This window comes from Variovorax sp. RO1, from assembly GCF_002849325.1.
Taxonomy (GTDB): domain Bacteria; phylum Pseudomonadota; class Gammaproteobacteria; order Burkholderiales; family Burkholderiaceae_C; genus Variovorax.
This window is the reverse complement of record NZ_PKMT01000011.1, coordinates 117,254-131,690: the sequence shown is the minus strand read 5'-3', so window position 1 is coordinate 131,690 and position 14,437 is coordinate 117,254. Positions and strand designations below refer to the sequence as shown.

The following is a 14,437-nucleotide window of genomic DNA, read 5'->3' as shown; positions in this document are numbered from 1 at the left end:
GCTCAATCCTGCTTCGAACACGACTGTGGGCACGCCGGAGCCTTGGCAATTTAGCTGGACACTTCGACCACCGATATCGACCATTTTTCCGGGCGGGGGGAAGTCCAGGGCGGCGCGGTATTGGCCGACGCGCTCGTAAACAATGCCTGTCAAAACGACCACGGCAACGAGAATCGCGCCCCCAAGACCGATCTCCAGCGCTTGAAGTTTCGAGGGCTTCACTGTTCGACCTCATTGGCCCAGGGTGCGGTGACAGACCGCCGGGCCATGGCGCATCGCTCACGCGGGAATTGCCTCTTTGTAATCCAAGTGGCGGGGAATTGGTGGATTGGCGATCGAGATGGGATGAGAAAAGGCCCAGAGCCGAATTCCGTCCACCGACCAAAGCTACAGGATATCGCCACGCCGATGTAATCCCCGTCGTAGGCGGCATACACGCGACCAGCCGCCGCCGGGTGCAGGGAAAGCAGCCAGGCGACAGTGCCAGGCGGATCCCGGCTGGCACAAGCAACCAAGCGGAGCGGTCTTGCTTGAGCCACAGGTACGGCAGGTAATCGGGGAGAAGTGCTTGCCTTCTCAACGCCAGCCATCGGCGATCCGCCCAAATAACTGGGAGGACGGCTTCCCTACCCAGAACGGACATCGGGTGAACAGATGCCAAAGACCGTTTTCGCTGCGAAGCCGTCCTTCGTATTCGTCCGCATCAGACCGAAAGCATTGTTTTCTCCTCCGCGCCAAATTGCGCCGGCACATGGTGCCCACGGCTGTTGTGCTTCCCCTAGAGCGGGCATACCCTCTCGCCGATTTGGGGGGGGCGGGGGAAAAAAGCGGGGGCGTCAGACCAACATTGCGCCGACGATGTGAGCATTGGCGCGGCGTGTAGGCTGACATGGTGAGGCTCAGGCAGCAGCCAACTACTCCCCGAGCCCTTTGGCCAGCGTGTTGGAGTAGTAACTCAGCTCCAGCACGAGGTCGTCTACTGAGTTGCGCCAGCCGCTGTTTTTCGGGCTGGCGTTAGTCGGCGAGCGCATGCCGATGTGAGCCGCTCTGAGCGCAGCACTGAAAGTCGACACGATCCAGTCCTCGGTGCCCGCAGGAGGCCGGCGTTCGAACTCCTTCAGCCGTGCTGTGAGGCCGTCCTTGAGGGCCTTGTACTCTGCCTTGGCGCTGTCTTCATCGGCCCGCTTGTTTGCTACTTCATCGCCCAGCCGCAATAAGGCATCGGCACGCTTCTTGAGGGCCAGAAGCTCGTCTAGGAGTGCCTGCATGTCAACTCCTTGCCGCCATTTCAGCGGTTCGCAATGCGGCCGTCTGATCGCGGATCTCGCGCGCCCGATCGGCTTGGGCCTGCTGCAGGTTCACTTGAGTCTGCAGCAATTCGTTCGTCTTCTTCTGCTCTCTGATAAGGGCTCGAAGCAGATCCTTGGTGCCGAAGATCGCGAACGGCATCAGAACCCACAGGATCGCCACTAGGAAGGCGAACAACATCATCACCAGGAAGACTGTCGCACTGAAGCCTGTTCCGGCCATGTCTCTCTCCTCGTAGTTGGTGCGCCATCGTAGCGGCTACCCTGGCAACGTCGTCGAGCGCCGCAGACCATTAAAGTGCGATCACCCCAACACTGCCCCCACGAGGAGCGAAAAATGGACAGAGAAGACGTGCTGGTTCTGCTAGACGCGAGCTTGCAATCCATCTTCGAGGAGCAATTCGAGCAATCGGCCCGACTCACCTCCTTGCGCTTCTTGCTTGAAGACCTATTCGCGGACAACTACTTGGACAAGCTGCCGGAGTTCACCGCACGCATAGATCGCCTCCTGGAGCTGACACGCATCGCACCGGTAAAGGTGGCCCCGCGAGTGCAGAGTACTTGAGAGAGATGAAGGTGCGCGTCGCGACACATCTCGAACGCTTCCGAAGCGAGACGGAGCGAAAGATCGTGGTGCGATCTTCGGGGTAGACGTTCTCGAAACGGCGCCTAATCGTCGAAGGCGGGCTTGTCGCAAGCCAAAAGAATCGCGTCCAAGGCGGCATCTCTGGTGGCTTCATCTGCATTGTCCCGACAGGCAGTGCACACGTGGATTTCAGTCCCGTCTGCCGAGACGATTTGGACAACCCCCTCCCACGCGCCACCCGATTTTCGTTGCCGGGATGTCGGGAAATACAAGGCGTTGGCACCACGGACGACGTCGAACATACGACCAGCGTAGTCCGAAATTTCTGCCGGTTCAATCAAGAGAAGGCAACGTCCCTTCCGACACCACTTGCTCCGCCTGCCGCTTCCTCTGCCATCGGTAAGAAGGATGCTGCGGCCATCAGCACCGTAGCTGAAGGGCGGCGAAGCTGCTGATGCGACGCTGGACGAGGCCTGATGCCGGAAATCTTGCCGAATTTCTGGAATCCAGAAACTTTCAGACCTATATGACTGAGGTGAGCACGTAGGAGAACTCAGCTCTTTCGTGTTGGCTTGCGTGCATGGCCAATGGGTTTGTCCATGTCCTTGAAAAACTCTGATGGTTGGACGCCGAGGCCTTCAATGATTTTGAGGATATTGATGAGCGCGAGATTGTGCTCGCCGCGTTCAATGCCGCCCATATAGCTGCGGTCTATCCCGCAAGCATCCCCAAACGCCTCTTGCGAGTAGCCAAGGTCTTTCCTACGGCGACGAACGGCTTCTCCGAAAGCCACTAACTCTGAGGCTTTCTGCTTGTCCGATGAACTAGTTTTGACCATCCGCCAATGGTCTTTCCCTCCTGCATAAAGCTCCACGGGATAAAATTGCGCGGTATATGGTTACCATTTGAGCAAAAAAGTTTCAAGGAGCCTCGGGGCGCCTTGGGAGCTTGCTGTTGCTTTCGGATCCGCAGAGGCACGTGAGGGCTCTACGTCCGGCGCTCACTTGTGCCTTCCGTGACCTTTCAGTTCAGTCAAAAAACTAAGGAGAACTCATGACCAACTTCGTCCACTGCCGCGGCTGCGGCCACCAGATCCACGAAACCGCCCCGACGTGCCCCAAATGCGGCGCGCCTCAAGCTGTCGCATCGCAGCTTGCATCCACCACCCATGCGCCATTGGCTGGAACTCTTGGCCCTTACGGTTCCATCCCCTGGTTCCGCCAGCGCTGGGCCTTGGTCTGCATGTTCCTGGTCTTCGCTCCAGCAGCGGTTGTCGTCGCCTGGAGCGGCGAGATCTACTACTTGGCAGGCACCACCATCAAGACCTTCCCGAAGAGCGCCAAGATCATCATGACGGTGATCACCGCGCTGCTGCTGATCGCCCTGGCGGGCGATGACGAGGCCTTCCAAGGCTTCGCCGGCATGACCATCATCGGCGGCGCCATCGGCTTGTCGATCCGTAAGTGAGCCGAGCGGTCAACCACTTCTTTCCTTTCCATACCCCATGAAAACCATCATCAAGGCGCTTCTCGCGCCGTGCATGTCCGTGGCCGTCGCGTTCCTGCTGGCCGGCTGCGGGCCCTCGACTCTGGACTTCCGCAATGCCGAGGTCGTCAACGGCAAGATATTCCGGGCTGGTGCCGACAAGCCGTACTCCGGGCACCTCACCAACGTGCCCGCACGTATCGCGATCATGGGCCGCAAGGATTACGCGGCTTACCAACAGACCCTTTCCAACGTCTACACGTCGCTGGGCGTCCAGGCGGGCATCTACACCGGTGCTGCCGTCTGCGACGTCGATGTCGATCGAGGTGTTCTGGATGGAAAGGCAATCTGCCGCGCCACTGCGGATCAACTGCTGTCCGACGAGATGAGTTTTGACAAGGGAGCGCTGGATGGACGCATCAAGACCTACTTTCCTCGCAACGGCGGCAAGCTCGCAGCAGCAGCGCAGTTCGACAACGGCGTCCTGGATGGCGACATGACGATGTACGGGCCCGAGTCGGGGCGCAAGATCCTGCAGGTGAGCTTCAAGCAGGGCAAGGTGCACGGCAAACAGGAAATCGTCGACGACGAGACTGGCAAGCCTGTCTTCCGGGCTACGTACTCCAAGGGCCTGGTCGACGGCGAACTCGTACGCTATTCACGCGGAACCGACCGGCTGGAGTATCGCGTCAGGATGGTCGACGGGATCAAGGACGGCATCGAGGAAAACTACGACGTCTTCTCCGGCAAGCTCAGGGATCGCAGCGGATGGAAGATGGGCAAGCTGCACGGCGACGTTGTCGCTGCGACCCAGGACAGCGACAGGAACACAACGGACGAGCTCAAAGTCGTGGCCAGGTACGACAACGGCGTGGAGGTGCCGTTGGCGCCGACAGCGACGTCGACAGTGACGGTTGTGCCGCCAGGCGCTACATCCAATGTGCAGGGCTGCGTGGATACGCAGATCGTCGCCTTCCGCGTTCAGCACGGTGAGGATGAAGTGATTACCGTCGATCAGCTCGGTGAATGGGAGGCCGAATGCCGCGGCGGTAAGCGCCCGGGCTGAAGCCGCCGTTCCTCCTCGATCTTCCAACCCTCCTCAAGCCGCCTTCGGGCGGCTTTTTCGTTTCCGAGTCCCCATATCGCCCGGCCGTGCCCGGCCATTTGGCCGGGCGCTATGCCGCCTGCTCACCTGGGCAGTGTGGCCAGACCCTTCCCATACACCAGATTGCCCGCACCGCTCGGGCAAAGACTTGGAGTCTTCCATGGAACTCATCACCCCTGAGCTGCGCGAACGGTTGTTGGCCAACGGCGAAGCCTCGCGCGACAACCCTCGCTTCGATCCGCATCCCGTGGTCAAGTGGTTCAACCCCTGCGGTGCCGCCACCTGGCTCATCACCGAGCTGGACCCCAATGATGAAGACACCGCCTATGGGCTCGGCGATCTTGGCACGGGCACCCCTGAACTTGGCCACGTGTCGGTGCGCGAACTGATGTCCATCCGGTTGATGCGCGGCACCCTGGGCATCGAGCGTGACCTGCATTGGAAGGCGAACAAGCCTCTGAGCGAGTACGCGCGCCTGGCGCGGCTCGCAGGTCGCATCGTCGACTGAGATTTCCCTGCCCCAGAACAGCCCGGTACGACCTCGCGGTCGGCCGGGCTTTTTGCCGTCTGTGTTGCGGCGTCACTTCCACCCACTTGCTTCAAAGGATCTTTCCCCTTGTCCTACGTTCAATGTCCCCAATGCGGCTCGGACCGCATCGAAACTCGAGACGTCGCCCAGCGCACCGGCGGCACCCTGGGCGGTCTCGCCGGCGCGGCCGGCGGCATCGCAGGGGCCCTGCGTGGCGGTCGCGCCGGCTTCACCCTCGGCATGGCCGCGGGTCCCATCGGCGGGAGCGTCGGCACGGTGATCGGTGTCGTCCTCGGCGGCCTGGGCGGCGGTGCCCTCGGCACCGAGGTCGGCGCTATTTTCGGCCGTGTTGTCGACGACCGTGTCCTGAACAACTGCCGCTGCATGAGCTGTGGCCACAGCTTCAGCGGCCGGCGTGGTGCGTCCGAGCCTTCGTTTTCGCCATCGCCTCCGATGTCTTCGGAACCGTCCGGATCATCGTCCGGCATGGGACCCGAGCATGCGGGCTTCGATGACGATCACGATCCGGATTTCGATCAACTCTGATCCGCGCGCCCGCGCATCCATGCCGTCTTCATCCCGGCATCGGCCATTGCCTTCTTCCTGAGCCTTCGGCTCGCGTTCTCTTCTCCCTCACACACGCACGCGCCCCGGCGATGCGACTGCATCTGCAGAGGCCTCGTCGCGCGCGTCTTCTACCCAAGAAATCCCTATGGCACATCTCATCGAAACAATGGCCTTCACCGGCGACACTCCCTGGCACCTGCTCGGCCACCGGCTCCCGCCCAAGCAACCGATCGACGTCTGGGCCCGCAGTGCCGGCATGGACTGGACCATCCGAGAAACCCCCGTGCGCTACATGAGCGAAGGTCCGGAGACAGTCCCGTCGCTCCAGACCCTGGAGTCTTTCCAGGACCACAAGGTCCTCTACCGCAGCGACACCCAGGCCCCCCTGTCCGTCGTGAGCAGCCGCTACCAGGTCGTGCAGCCCCGGGCGGTGCTTGAGTTCTATCGCGACCTCACCGAGATCGGCGGCTACGAGATGGAAACCGCCGGCGTGCTCAAGGCCGGACGCAAGTTCTGGGCACTGGCGCGCACCGGCAAGCAGGCCGTCCTCAAGGGCTCGGACGTCGTCGATGGCTACCTGTTGCTCGCCACCTCCTGCGACGGCACCCTCGCCACTACCGTCACCCCGACCACCGTCCGGGTGGTCTGCAACAACACCCTGTCCATCGCGCTGGACGGCACCAGCCATGCCATCCGCGTGCCTCATAACACCCGCTTCGATGCCGACGCCATCAAGCAGAAGCTGGGAATCGCCGTCTCCCAGTGGGACCACTTCATGCACCGCATGAAGCAGCTGTCCGAATGCAAGGTCAAGGGGAAGGAGTCGCTGGACTACTTCCTGCACGTGCTGTGCGGACCGAACGCCCATGAGGCCATCCGCAAGCAGGGCAACACCGGACAGCCGGGCCTGCCGCATGACCGTGCCTTGAAGACAGTGCAAGCCCTCTACGAGGGCAGGGGACGAGGCGCCGAACTCGCAGCCGCGAAGGGCACGGTGTGGGGCCTGCTCAACGCGGTGACCGAGTTCGTCGACCACGAACGCCGGGCTCGCAGCCCGGAATACCGGCTCGACAGCGCCTGGTTCGGTCAAGGTGCGGCGATCAAGCAACGCGCCCTTGACCGCGCACTTCAGCTCACGTCCTGAAGCCCTCTAACAGGGGCCGTTATTACCCCCCGTCCCCCCAAAAAGAAGCCTCTCTCCTTCGCAGGAGAGGGGCTTTTTGCTGGACGGACATCAGAACCCTCCAAGGAGAAAAACATGGTGAATACACGTGCGCAGCGTCTGAGAACACCGCGTTCGACGGCCCGCCCGCTGCTCCAGTTGGTCGAGTCTCCGCCGACGTGGGAGCTCGGCCGTGATCATGGGCTCGGCCTGCATGAGGCCGGCCTCGGCAACCTCGACGCCGCCGCGGCCCTCGGCCAGGATCCCTTCAAGTCCCAGGTCCGCCTCTGGATGGAAAAGACCGGCCGACGGGACCTGCTGCACCCCGTGCGACTGGATAACGACAGCAGCGCGTACTGGAGCCGGTTGCTCGAGCCGATCGTGGCGGCGCACTACACCCTGCGGACGGGGCGCAAGGTACGCTGCGTCAACACCACCTGGCGGCATCCCGAACATCCCTGGATGTCCGCCACCGTCGTTCGCGAAGTCGTCGGATCCTCCGAGGTCCAACTGCTCGAGTGTCTGTCGGTCGGCATGCAGATGGCCCCGCTGTGGGCCCTGGGTGTTCCCGAGTACATACGGCTTCGGGTCCTGCATCAACTCGCCGTTACAGGCGCGCAGGCCGCCGATGTGGTTGTGCTGCTAGGCGGTCAGGACCTGCAGGTTTACCGCATCGAACGCCACGAGTTCGAGATCGCGCGGCTCATCCGGCAAGAGCGGGCTTTCTGGCGACATGTGGAGCACGACCAGGCGCCTTCCCCATTGGACGGCGACGGATGAGCGCTGCGAGCGCCCTGCGACGTCAGCGTGCCCGCCCGAACGGCCACCAGCGCCGGCGCCGCGCGGTCCTCGCCTCGAGCGGCCGCAGGTCCAGGGTGTCGTAGTTCGTGAGCGGCGCACCGGCACGCCGACGCAATTCCGTCTCGAGTTCGTGCGCGATACCACGGGCGTGAAGGTCTCCCGCAAGGGCCTTCCTGCGCCACTCGGTCGCCATCGTGCTCAGCACCTCGTCGGGCAGCTCCTGCTGTGTCGTCATGCCGAGATTGTGCCGTCGGACCTTGCTGCCGGAGGACCATCTGCGCGTGCAGGTGGGCACTGTGGCTCTTTCTTCTCTTCCTAACTCTTTTCTTCTTCCCCAGCCCGCCTTGCGCGGGCTTTTTTACGTCCAACCGATGCATCACCTTCTCTCTCACTTCATCTTCCCGCTCCAGGGCGTCCTCCCTCGACCTCGCGATCTGAACGGCACTGATTTCGCGCTGGTGCCTGTGTCCGACGCGGAGGCCTGACGTGGGCACCATCGTCTACCGCGCTACCAAGGACCAGGCCGTCCATGACGAGCTGGCCAGCGTTGGCACCCATGGCACGGTGCTGGCGCACCGCGTGATCGGCAACCGGTTGTGGTTCCTGGCCCAGACCCGCACCGGCGACAACGCCGGACGCAAGTGGATCGGCCTCACGCTCATCGACTGCCGGCATGGCGAGGCGGCCGTCAAGAGCATGGACGAGTCCGTCGGACCTTGCTACTACGACTGCCCGCTCGCTTTCCTCGAGCAGGCGGATGCGCCCATGGGTACGTATGCCGGTGCCTGGCGCGAGCAAGTGCGTGCCTTCCACGCGAACCGGATGGCCAGGCGGGCGGCGACTCGGCCCGGCCTGCGCGTCGCGTACGGCGACCACACCTATGTGCTGCGCAGCAGCCTCGGACGGCGGGGCTGGGATGTCGCGCGCGAGAGCGACGGTCTCGTCTTCCGCCTCAAATCCCGACAACTTGGCCGCGCCACGGTGCTGCCCTCTCTGGAATCCCGACGATGAACAACGATTTCCAGCGGCACGAGACGGTGCCGCCCTACACCCGCAACCTCGCGGCGACCGACCAGCTCAAGTGGTCGGCCGAGTTCGAGGTGCCCGCGATCGGCGCCGACATTCTGATTCGCATCAACAACATCGGCCGCGCCAAGGTTGTGGGCTACGCCACGCTGGACGGCTACCTCGGCGTGATGTCCATGCCCCACGAACCGCCGCCCTGGTGGGTGCGCCAGAACGGACCGCCCAGCCTCGAGAATTCAGCGCTAGCCTTTGGCGCTGAGATCTCTCCTGTCACATCGAAGGAGAAGGTGCCATGAGCGGCCTGTCCTTCGCGTTCACGGCGGACATCGATGTCTTCGACGAAGAAGCCTTGCGCCGTGCGGCCTGCGCGCAGGCTTCCGAGGAAGGGCTCACCGAAGAGGGCTGGGCGTCCCTGCGCCAAGGCGTTGCGAGCGACCTGATCATGCTGCTCGATCCGGGCGCGATCCCCGGTGCGGGCTTCGAAATCCGGCACTCTGTGTGCGAAGCAGATGGCGGTGGCGCATGAAGCGACCGCTACCTCCGACCAACGTCGAGTTCGTCACGGACCTGATGGAGTTCAGCGCGCATGGGGCGTTGATCCAGGCCTTCGTACTGCAGGCATTGACGTACTACGCGCAGAAGGTGGCTGCAGCGGATCCAGAAGCACTGGATACCGGGATGGTCAGTGGCCATGCCTGGCACGGCTGCGCCCTCGAAATCCAACGAGAGCTCAAACAGCGCTTCGGTAGCTAGTCCCCTTCGTTCCTTCTTGGGCTCCGCGAGCCCGAACCACCCCTTCCATCCCGCAGGCCCGGACTTCTTCTCGAGCCCATGCAGTGGGTAGGCGAGGGCGGTGCGCTGCGGCATTGACTCTCAAAGGAGAACACCTTGGTCACCACGATCTCGCGAGGGGGTCTGACGCTGCCCGCTGCGTCGACTGCACCCGCCGAACCGTACACGTATCACTTCACCCGCATCAGCCGCAACGCGAAGACCGGGCCCATGGCGGTCACGACGACGAGCGCGAACACGTGCCCTCCGAATTGTGGGCTGCGGCGCAACGGCTGCTATGCCGAGAGCGGGCCGTTGGCGATTCATTGGAGAGCCGTCTCAGAAGGCTTACGCGGCTCGACTTTCGACGAACTGCTGCAGGAGATCAGCACGCTGCGTCGCCGTGCGTTGTGGCGCCACAACCAGGCAGGGGACCTGACACCATCGTCGCCCGGCGTGATCGATGCTGGGTTGCTCGTCAGGCTCGCGAGGGCGAACAGGGGGCGACGCGGGTTCACCTACACCCACTACTCGCCCACGCCAGCGAACGGCGCAGCCATTCAGCAGGCGAATCAACTCGGTTTCACGGTCAACCTGAGTGCACAGACGCTGGCTCAGGCCGATAGCCATGCCAGCTTGGGGATTGCACCTGTCGTCGTCGTTTTGCCGCAGGGCACCATCAGGCCAGTGCGCACGCCAGCAGGCCGTCAGGTCGTTGTGTGTCCAGCGAGCCTGGGCAACACTGACTGCCTGAACTGCGGCATCTGTCAGCAGCGCGATCGCGCCGCCATCGTGGGCTTCCCGGCCCACGGCGCGGGCGCCCAGCGCGTGCAGGCAATCTTCTTCAAGGGACGGCCCTCATGAGAAGCACACCTACCGCGATCCCCGCACCGGGCGTGGCCAGTCAGAAGGAGGTGTTCCCGCTCAACGAGGAGTTTTTTCAGCGGGTGGATCGCGTGATGCTGCAGCGTAAGCAAACCGATCCGTTCCAACAGGACGTGGCTTGGCGCGCCACCGAAGAGGAGGCCAGGTTGCGACAACTTCAGTTGCTGGATGACGCACCTGTCCGTACCACCCTCCGCTGAGCGTGGCGTTCTACTGGGATTGGGGTGTCGCCGATCTCTCTGTCATTGGGGCCGTGCCCCGAAGCCCTGCATGTGCGAAACACTGCCTAGCAACTCGGCGGGTGCAACGCCCAGCGCGTGGGCGAGGCGATGAATGTTGAACAGAGAGACGTTCTTCAGTCCACGTTCAATCTGGCTGATGTACGTCACGTGCATATCGCTGAACTCTGCGAGTTGCTCCTGAGTCAGCTTGCGTGCATCCCGAAATGCACGAACAGCAACCCCAAATCGCAACTGAACATCCTCCTTGCTGGCTAGTTTGGAGGTCGACTTCGGCATTGCTCCGAGTCTGAAAACACTAGATCTAGAAATCCATAGACGATGAATCTATATCTGGCAAACTATGCAAGGGGTAGATTTAAAAATCTATAAGAACTTCACTCCAAAAGCTCCGAACAGTGATTCCAGAAGTCTTCAAACAGGGCATGACTTGCCTGAGCTTTTTGAGAGGCGGGTGTCTGCTTCGTGTGGCGGCGCGGATTGCTTGAGAGCAAATCTGCGTAGACGTCTCCATCAACACTAACTAGAGGAAAACAATGATCAATACACACATCCGAAAGACCCGTCTCGCGCTGAGCGCGCTGCTGACGACATTGGTTCTGGCCACGCCCGCCGCACAAGCTGCGCCGGGGCAATGGACTCAGGGCTACGGCCAGGGCAACCTCGAGTACTTCATCGACGCCCAGGGCATGCGGCTGCTCATCGGCTGCCCAACGCAGGAAGGCAGCGCCGACGCGGCCTCCAGCGTCACCCTGATGGCGGTGACTTCGTCCCAGGAGGTAAAGAAGTTCGCCGTCAAAGTCGGCGGGCATACCTTCGAAGGTCCCTTCGAGGCCGATAGCCGCGTGGGCGAGAACAATTTCGTCGCGTTGTTGGACGGCCTTCGCAAGGGCGAGGCTGTCGTCAGCTACGGCGGCAAGACGATCACCTTCGCCAAGAGCAACGCTGCCCAGGTCCTGCCAGCGTACGGCAAGAAGGGCTTCCAGTGCAACCTGGGATGAGCGGGCGTTGGCCCTTCTCGTTCCTGTCTACCCGTCATTTCCCTACTCAGACACCGTCTTGGTCCTGCCTGCCTCAAGCGGTCTGGACCAAGGCGACCCATACATCGAATCACATGTCCAAGAAAGCCAAGATCATCTGCATTTACCTTGCCATCGGGGTGTTGTTCGCCCTTTACGGATGGCTGTTCGGAGACAACTCGTACAAGACCTTTGCCTACAACTTGGGCACCGGAATCGTTTGGCCCATCATGCTGTTCCCAGGGCTGGGCAAGATCCTCGGCGCGGGCATCCTGGCGCTGTTCGTTGGCCTGGTGCTGATGTCATGAACATCAAGCTCCTGCGTCGATTTGCAGCCGTCGGCCTGGTGATTGCTTTGGCAGGCTGTGGCCGCGACGAAGTGAAGGTCGACTTCATGGAGGGATGCGTCCAGGGCGGCATCTCGAAGTCGATCTGCAAATGCATCTTCGGCAAGATCGAGCCGGACCTGCGGCAGATGCATGCCGGCGAGCAGGTGGAAGGGCTGGGTCAGCACATGACCCAAGCCACGGTGATTTGCCTGCGTGATTGACGCGATGAACCATGAAAGATCACTACGAGGTCCTCGGAGTTCGCCGCAGCGCCGCTGAAGCCGAGATCGCGCTGGCCTACAAGGGGCGCCGGACGCAGTACCACCCCGACAAGTATCAAGGCAGCGATGCGCAAACGCTGCAGTGGGCAACGGCCCGGATGCAGGAGGTCAATGAGGCCTACGCGGTGCTCTCGGATGCGCAGCGGCGGGCGCGGTTCGACGCGCTCAGCCCCCAGAGTAGCGACGACGTCGCTGCCGACGAACCAGCGGCGAATCGGAGAGATGCACCAGCGCCAGCGACAGCGTCACTGCAGAATTTTCTGCGTCAACGCTTCGCATCGGACCGCCGGTTCTCGCGAACCTACTTCGCACCCGACATTCCGCTGAAGAAACTCAGCAACGCCCTGCAAAGCTATGGCCGCGGCATCCAGGCCGAGGAGGTGGTGGCACTCATGGACACCACCGTATTCGGCGGCGCGAAGGACGGAGTCATGCTCACCGAAAATCAGATTCGCCTAAAGGACCTGGGCTCAGGCCTGGGGATCTGGCGGTGGCCTGACATTCGGTCCATCGAGGCGGAAAAGACCGGGATCTACATCAACGGCCACAAGCTCATCGACTGCCTGGCCGTCAACGAGGGCGAGGTGGCGCACCTAGTCAGCGGATTGCAAGCGTTCCTGCAGCTTCGCAGCCAGGCGCGGCCAGGGCCGCAATCCGGCCAGCATCGCGGCACGTCGCAGGAGGACGCTGACTCGTTGTCGCAGTACCGCAGCATGTACGACATGGCCAAGCGCGAGTTCCTGGACCTGTGCGAGAAGATCCAGAAGTTCGAGTTTCAGCTGGGGGAGAACTTCATCGATCGCGAAAACGCAGCGGCGTACTTCGGCTATCTGGAGCAGTGCCTTCAAGATGCCGGAAGAGCTGAGCGGGCCTGGGCCATCCTGGGCGAGATCGCGATCCTGAGCAAGGCAATCGTCGACTTCAGCGATACGGGCAAGGCGGTCCCACCTGTCATTGCGCGCCAGCGCGGCGACGATTCGCAGTTGGTGATGGAACTGCGTGCATTGCTGCGCTTCTTGCAAGAGGCCGTTCAGGAGGCTGAGCGGCAGGCCAATGCGCGGCAGTTCTTCAGGCGCTGAGGGCGGGCATCCAAGAGGTGGCGCAGACCATGCGGGCGATCGAGAGATCGCTCGCGGGTCTGCGCTTCTCTTTTTTGGAGTTCGGCGGGCCTGACAGAATGTCATGTCCAGGGTGCGCGTCCCTGCGTGCCATCGAGGTGCCCACAGCCGCTTTGATTGTTCTCAGCGACGTGGCAAACACCAAAGGCTTCCGCGATTGCAACGACCGATCGCCCGTTCTGGTGCTGTTGCACAAGCATGTGGCGCTGCTCAAACAACTTCGAACAATCCCGCTGCCCCCATTCCGCCGCCTACGCACATCGTGACGACCACGTGGCGCACGCCCAACGCCTTGCCGGCGATCAACGCGTGGCCCACGAGCCGCGAGCCCGACATACCGAATGGATGGCCCATGGTTGTCGAATCGATATGGTGCGCCGTGGCGTGTCGTCAAGAACGGTCCAGGGAAGACGCGCGAAGAGGTTCGGAAAGAGACCCTTCAGGCGTGCGCGAGGGCACGATTCCGTCCGGCGAGAGATAGTCGGAGTCGGGCGCTCAGAGCAGCGAGCGGCAAGGAGTGTTTTCTCAGTAGGTGCATTTTCTTGCTTGGCGCGAGGCTGGGTCTTGACGGTCGCTGCGCTGCTCTCGAAGCAACTCGCCCTCATCGGAGCGACCATGCCTGAATGGCCGATATGCACGCTGGATTTGGTCGACGCGGTCGAGTCGATCGTTTCAGTGCAGGCAACGCACGGAACAGCCCGGAGAAAAGCTCGAGGAAGCGTCAGACCCCAGAAGCGACGACCTTGAGTTTTCCCGCCATGCCGGCTTGGTAGTGACCGGCGATGAGGCACGCGAAATCGAATTCTCCCGCACGATTGAAGGTCCAGACGATCTCGCCGGTCTTGCCAGGAGCCACATGTGCCATGTACGGTTCGGAATGCTCCATGCCCGGGAACTTCATCATGAGTGCAGCATGGTCGTCGAGTTCCTTCTTCGTGCCCAGGACGAATTCGTGCATGACCTGTCCTTCATTGCGAATGGACAGCCGGATGGTCTCGCCCTGCTTGACCTGGATGCGATCGGGTGTGAAGCGCATGCTGTCACTCATCTTGAATTCCAGCGTTCGCTTGGCCGCACTCGCATCGCCCGCGATGCCCCAGTTCTTTTGTTCCTTGCGTACCGGTCCGCTCGATACGCTGTGATCCTCGTCGCCGTGTGCAAGGGCCAGGCCCGAGAACGCCAGGGTGCTAGTGAGCACCAATGTCTTGATCGATTTCATGTGATTCC

At 62.0% G+C, this 14,437-nt stretch carries 23 protein-coding genes and 3 pseudogenes; 17 read left to right on the top strand and 9 right to left on the bottom strand.

The window, feature by feature from the left end:
- The 4 genes and pseudogenes from CY658_RS32910 to CY658_RS32070 all read right to left on the bottom strand — a co-directional run.
- A pseudogene (locus tag CY658_RS32910) lies at positions 1-222 on the bottom strand (alpha/beta hydrolase); the annotation flags it as partial.
- A 141-nt stretch (positions 223-363) separates the two neighbouring features.
- Positions 364-607: pseudogene (locus tag CY658_RS32905) on the bottom strand (YnfA family protein); the annotation flags it as partial.
- Positions 608-914: 307 nt separating this feature from the next.
- Positions 915-1,268 carry a hypothetical protein gene (locus CY658_RS32075; RefSeq protein WP_101494006.1) on the bottom strand — a complete coding sequence of 118 codons (354 nt, stop codon included), beginning with the start codon at positions 1,266-1,268 and terminating at the stop codon, positions 915-917.
- Between the two features lies 1 nt (position 1,269).
- Positions 1,270-1,530: a hypothetical protein gene (locus CY658_RS32070; RefSeq protein ID WP_101494005.1), complete on the bottom strand. Its 261-nt coding sequence runs from the start codon at positions 1,528-1,530 to the stop codon at positions 1,270-1,272.
- Positions 1,531-1,644: 114 nt separating this feature from the next.
- Here CY658_RS32070 and CY658_RS32065 point away from each other — a divergent pair, with 114 nt between their 5' ends.
- Positions 1,645-1,872 (top strand): hypothetical protein, encoded by a 228-nt coding sequence (locus CY658_RS32065; protein ID WP_101494004.1) that lies wholly within the window; start codon positions 1,645-1,647, stop codon positions 1,870-1,872.
- A gap of 574 nt (positions 1,873-2,446) precedes the next feature.
- Here the strand turns inward: CY658_RS32065 and CY658_RS32055 are convergent.
- On the bottom strand, positions 2,447-2,767 hold the full coding sequence (locus CY658_RS32055; RefSeq protein WP_308217222.1) for a helix-turn-helix domain-containing protein: 321 nt from the start codon (positions 2,765-2,767) through the stop codon (positions 2,447-2,449).
- 179 nt (positions 2,768-2,946) lie between these two features.
- On the opposite strand from CY658_RS32055, the gene CY658_RS32050 reads away from it, so the two are divergent.
- The 6 genes from CY658_RS32050 to CY658_RS32025 all read left to right on the top strand — a co-directional run bounded on the left by CY658_RS32050 (position 2,947) and on the right by CY658_RS32025 (position 7,521).
- Positions 2,947-3,360 carry a zinc ribbon domain-containing protein gene (locus CY658_RS32050; protein WP_101494001.1) on the top strand — a complete coding sequence of 138 codons (414 nt, stop codon included), beginning with the start codon at positions 2,947-2,949 and terminating at the stop codon, positions 3,358-3,360.
- Between the two features lie 37 nt (positions 3,361-3,397).
- Positions 3,398-4,444, top strand: a complete 1,047-nt coding sequence (locus CY658_RS32045) for a toxin-antitoxin system YwqK family antitoxin (RefSeq protein ID WP_101494000.1) — start codon at positions 3,398-3,400, stop codon at positions 4,442-4,444.
- A 199-nt stretch (positions 4,445-4,643) separates the two neighbouring features.
- Positions 4,644-4,991 carry a DUF2958 domain-containing protein gene (locus tag CY658_RS32040; RefSeq protein WP_101493999.1) on the top strand — a complete coding sequence of 116 codons (348 nt, stop codon included), beginning with the start codon at positions 4,644-4,646 and terminating at the stop codon, positions 4,989-4,991.
- 108 nt (positions 4,992-5,099) lie between these two features.
- Positions 5,100-5,558 carry a hypothetical protein gene (locus CY658_RS32035; RefSeq protein ID WP_180839103.1) on the top strand — a complete coding sequence of 153 codons (459 nt, stop codon included), beginning with the start codon at positions 5,100-5,102 and terminating at the stop codon, positions 5,556-5,558.
- Positions 5,559-5,724: 166 nt separating this feature from the next.
- A complete protein-coding gene (locus CY658_RS32030; RefSeq protein ID WP_101493998.1) occupies positions 5,725-6,723 on the top strand; it encodes a DUF932 domain-containing protein in 999 nt (332 codons plus the stop codon).
- Between the two features lie 114 nt (positions 6,724-6,837).
- Positions 6,838-7,521, top strand: coding sequence for a YqaJ viral recombinase family nuclease (locus CY658_RS32025; protein ID WP_101493997.1), 684 nt, complete (start codon positions 6,838-6,840; stop codon positions 7,519-7,521).
- Between the two features lie 22 nt (positions 7,522-7,543).
- Here CY658_RS32025 and CY658_RS32020 read toward each other — a convergent pair whose 3' ends face one another.
- The gene (locus tag CY658_RS32020; protein ID WP_101493996.1) at positions 7,544-7,777 is read right to left on the bottom strand and encodes a hypothetical protein; all 234 of its coding nucleotides are present in this window, start codon (positions 7,775-7,777) and stop codon (positions 7,544-7,546) included.
- A 251-nt stretch (positions 7,778-8,028) separates the two neighbouring features.
- Between CY658_RS32020 and CY658_RS32010 the strand changes: the two genes are divergently transcribed.
- The 6 genes from CY658_RS32010 to CY658_RS31985 all read left to right on the top strand — a co-directional run bounded on the left by CY658_RS32010 (position 8,029) and on the right by CY658_RS31985 (position 10,424).
- Positions 8,029-8,553 carry a hypothetical protein gene (locus CY658_RS32010; protein WP_101493994.1) on the top strand — a complete coding sequence of 175 codons (525 nt, stop codon included), beginning with the start codon at positions 8,029-8,031 and terminating at the stop codon, positions 8,551-8,553.
- Positions 8,550-8,864, top strand: a complete 315-nt coding sequence (locus tag CY658_RS32005) for a hypothetical protein (RefSeq protein ID WP_101493993.1) — start codon at positions 8,550-8,552, stop codon at positions 8,862-8,864. The genes CY658_RS32010 and CY658_RS32005 overlap by 4 nt, the downstream gene beginning before the upstream one ends.
- Positions 8,861-9,094 (top strand): hypothetical protein, encoded by a 234-nt coding sequence (locus CY658_RS32000; protein ID WP_101493992.1) that lies wholly within the window; start codon positions 8,861-8,863, stop codon positions 9,092-9,094. The genes CY658_RS32005 and CY658_RS32000 overlap by 4 nt, the downstream gene beginning before the upstream one ends.
- Entirely contained in the window at positions 9,091-9,321 is a 231-nt protein-coding gene (locus CY658_RS31995; RefSeq protein ID WP_101493991.1) for a hypothetical protein, read from the top strand. The genes CY658_RS32000 and CY658_RS31995 overlap by 4 nt, the downstream gene beginning before the upstream one ends.
- Positions 9,322-9,456: 135 nt before the next feature.
- Entirely contained in the window at positions 9,457-10,203 is a 747-nt protein-coding gene (locus tag CY658_RS31990; RefSeq protein ID WP_101493990.1) for a DUF7227 family protein, read from the top strand.
- Entirely contained in the window at positions 10,200-10,424 is a 225-nt protein-coding gene (locus CY658_RS31985) for a hypothetical protein (protein ID WP_143713832.1), read from the top strand. Before CY658_RS31990 ends, CY658_RS31985 begins: the two co-directional genes overlap by 4 nt.
- Before the next feature lie 42 nt (positions 10,425-10,466).
- Here the strand turns inward: CY658_RS31985 and CY658_RS31980 are convergent, their stop codons facing one another.
- Complete coding sequence (locus CY658_RS31980; RefSeq protein ID WP_101493988.1) at positions 10,467-10,742, bottom strand: helix-turn-helix domain-containing protein; 276 nt, start codon at positions 10,740-10,742, stop codon at positions 10,467-10,469.
- Between the two features lie 257 nt (positions 10,743-10,999).
- Here CY658_RS31980 and CY658_RS31975 point away from each other — a divergent pair, with 257 nt between their 5' ends.
- From CY658_RS31975 to CY658_RS31960, 4 genes are all read left to right on the top strand, one after another.
- Complete coding sequence (locus tag CY658_RS31975; protein ID WP_101493987.1) at positions 11,000-11,464, top strand: hypothetical protein; 465 nt, start codon at positions 11,000-11,002, stop codon at positions 11,462-11,464.
- Between the two features lie 113 nt (positions 11,465-11,577).
- Positions 11,578-11,790 (top strand): hypothetical protein, encoded by a 213-nt coding sequence (locus tag CY658_RS31970; RefSeq protein ID WP_101493986.1) that lies wholly within the window; start codon positions 11,578-11,580, stop codon positions 11,788-11,790.
- Complete coding sequence (locus CY658_RS31965) at positions 11,787-12,032, top strand: hypothetical protein (protein WP_101493985.1); 246 nt, start codon at positions 11,787-11,789, stop codon at positions 12,030-12,032. The genes CY658_RS31970 and CY658_RS31965 overlap by 4 nt, the downstream gene beginning before the upstream one ends.
- 11 nt (positions 12,033-12,043) lie before the next feature.
- The gene (locus CY658_RS31960) at positions 12,044-13,171 is read left to right on the top strand and encodes a J domain-containing protein (protein ID WP_101493984.1); all 1,128 of its coding nucleotides are present in this window, start codon (positions 12,044-12,046) and stop codon (positions 13,169-13,171) included.
- 249 nt (positions 13,172-13,420) lie between these two features.
- On the opposite strand, the pseudogene CY658_RS31955 reads toward CY658_RS31960, so the two are convergent.
- Both CY658_RS31955 and CY658_RS31950 read right to left on the bottom strand, forming a co-directional pair.
- A pseudogene (locus CY658_RS31955) lies at positions 13,421-13,564 on the bottom strand (acetyl-CoA C-acyltransferase); the annotation flags it as partial.
- Positions 13,565-13,931: 367 nt separating this feature from the next.
- Positions 13,932-14,429, bottom strand: a complete 498-nt coding sequence (locus tag CY658_RS31950; RefSeq protein ID WP_101493983.1) for a cupredoxin domain-containing protein — start codon at positions 14,427-14,429, stop codon at positions 13,932-13,934.
- Between the last annotated feature and the right edge of the window lie 8 nt (positions 14,430-14,437).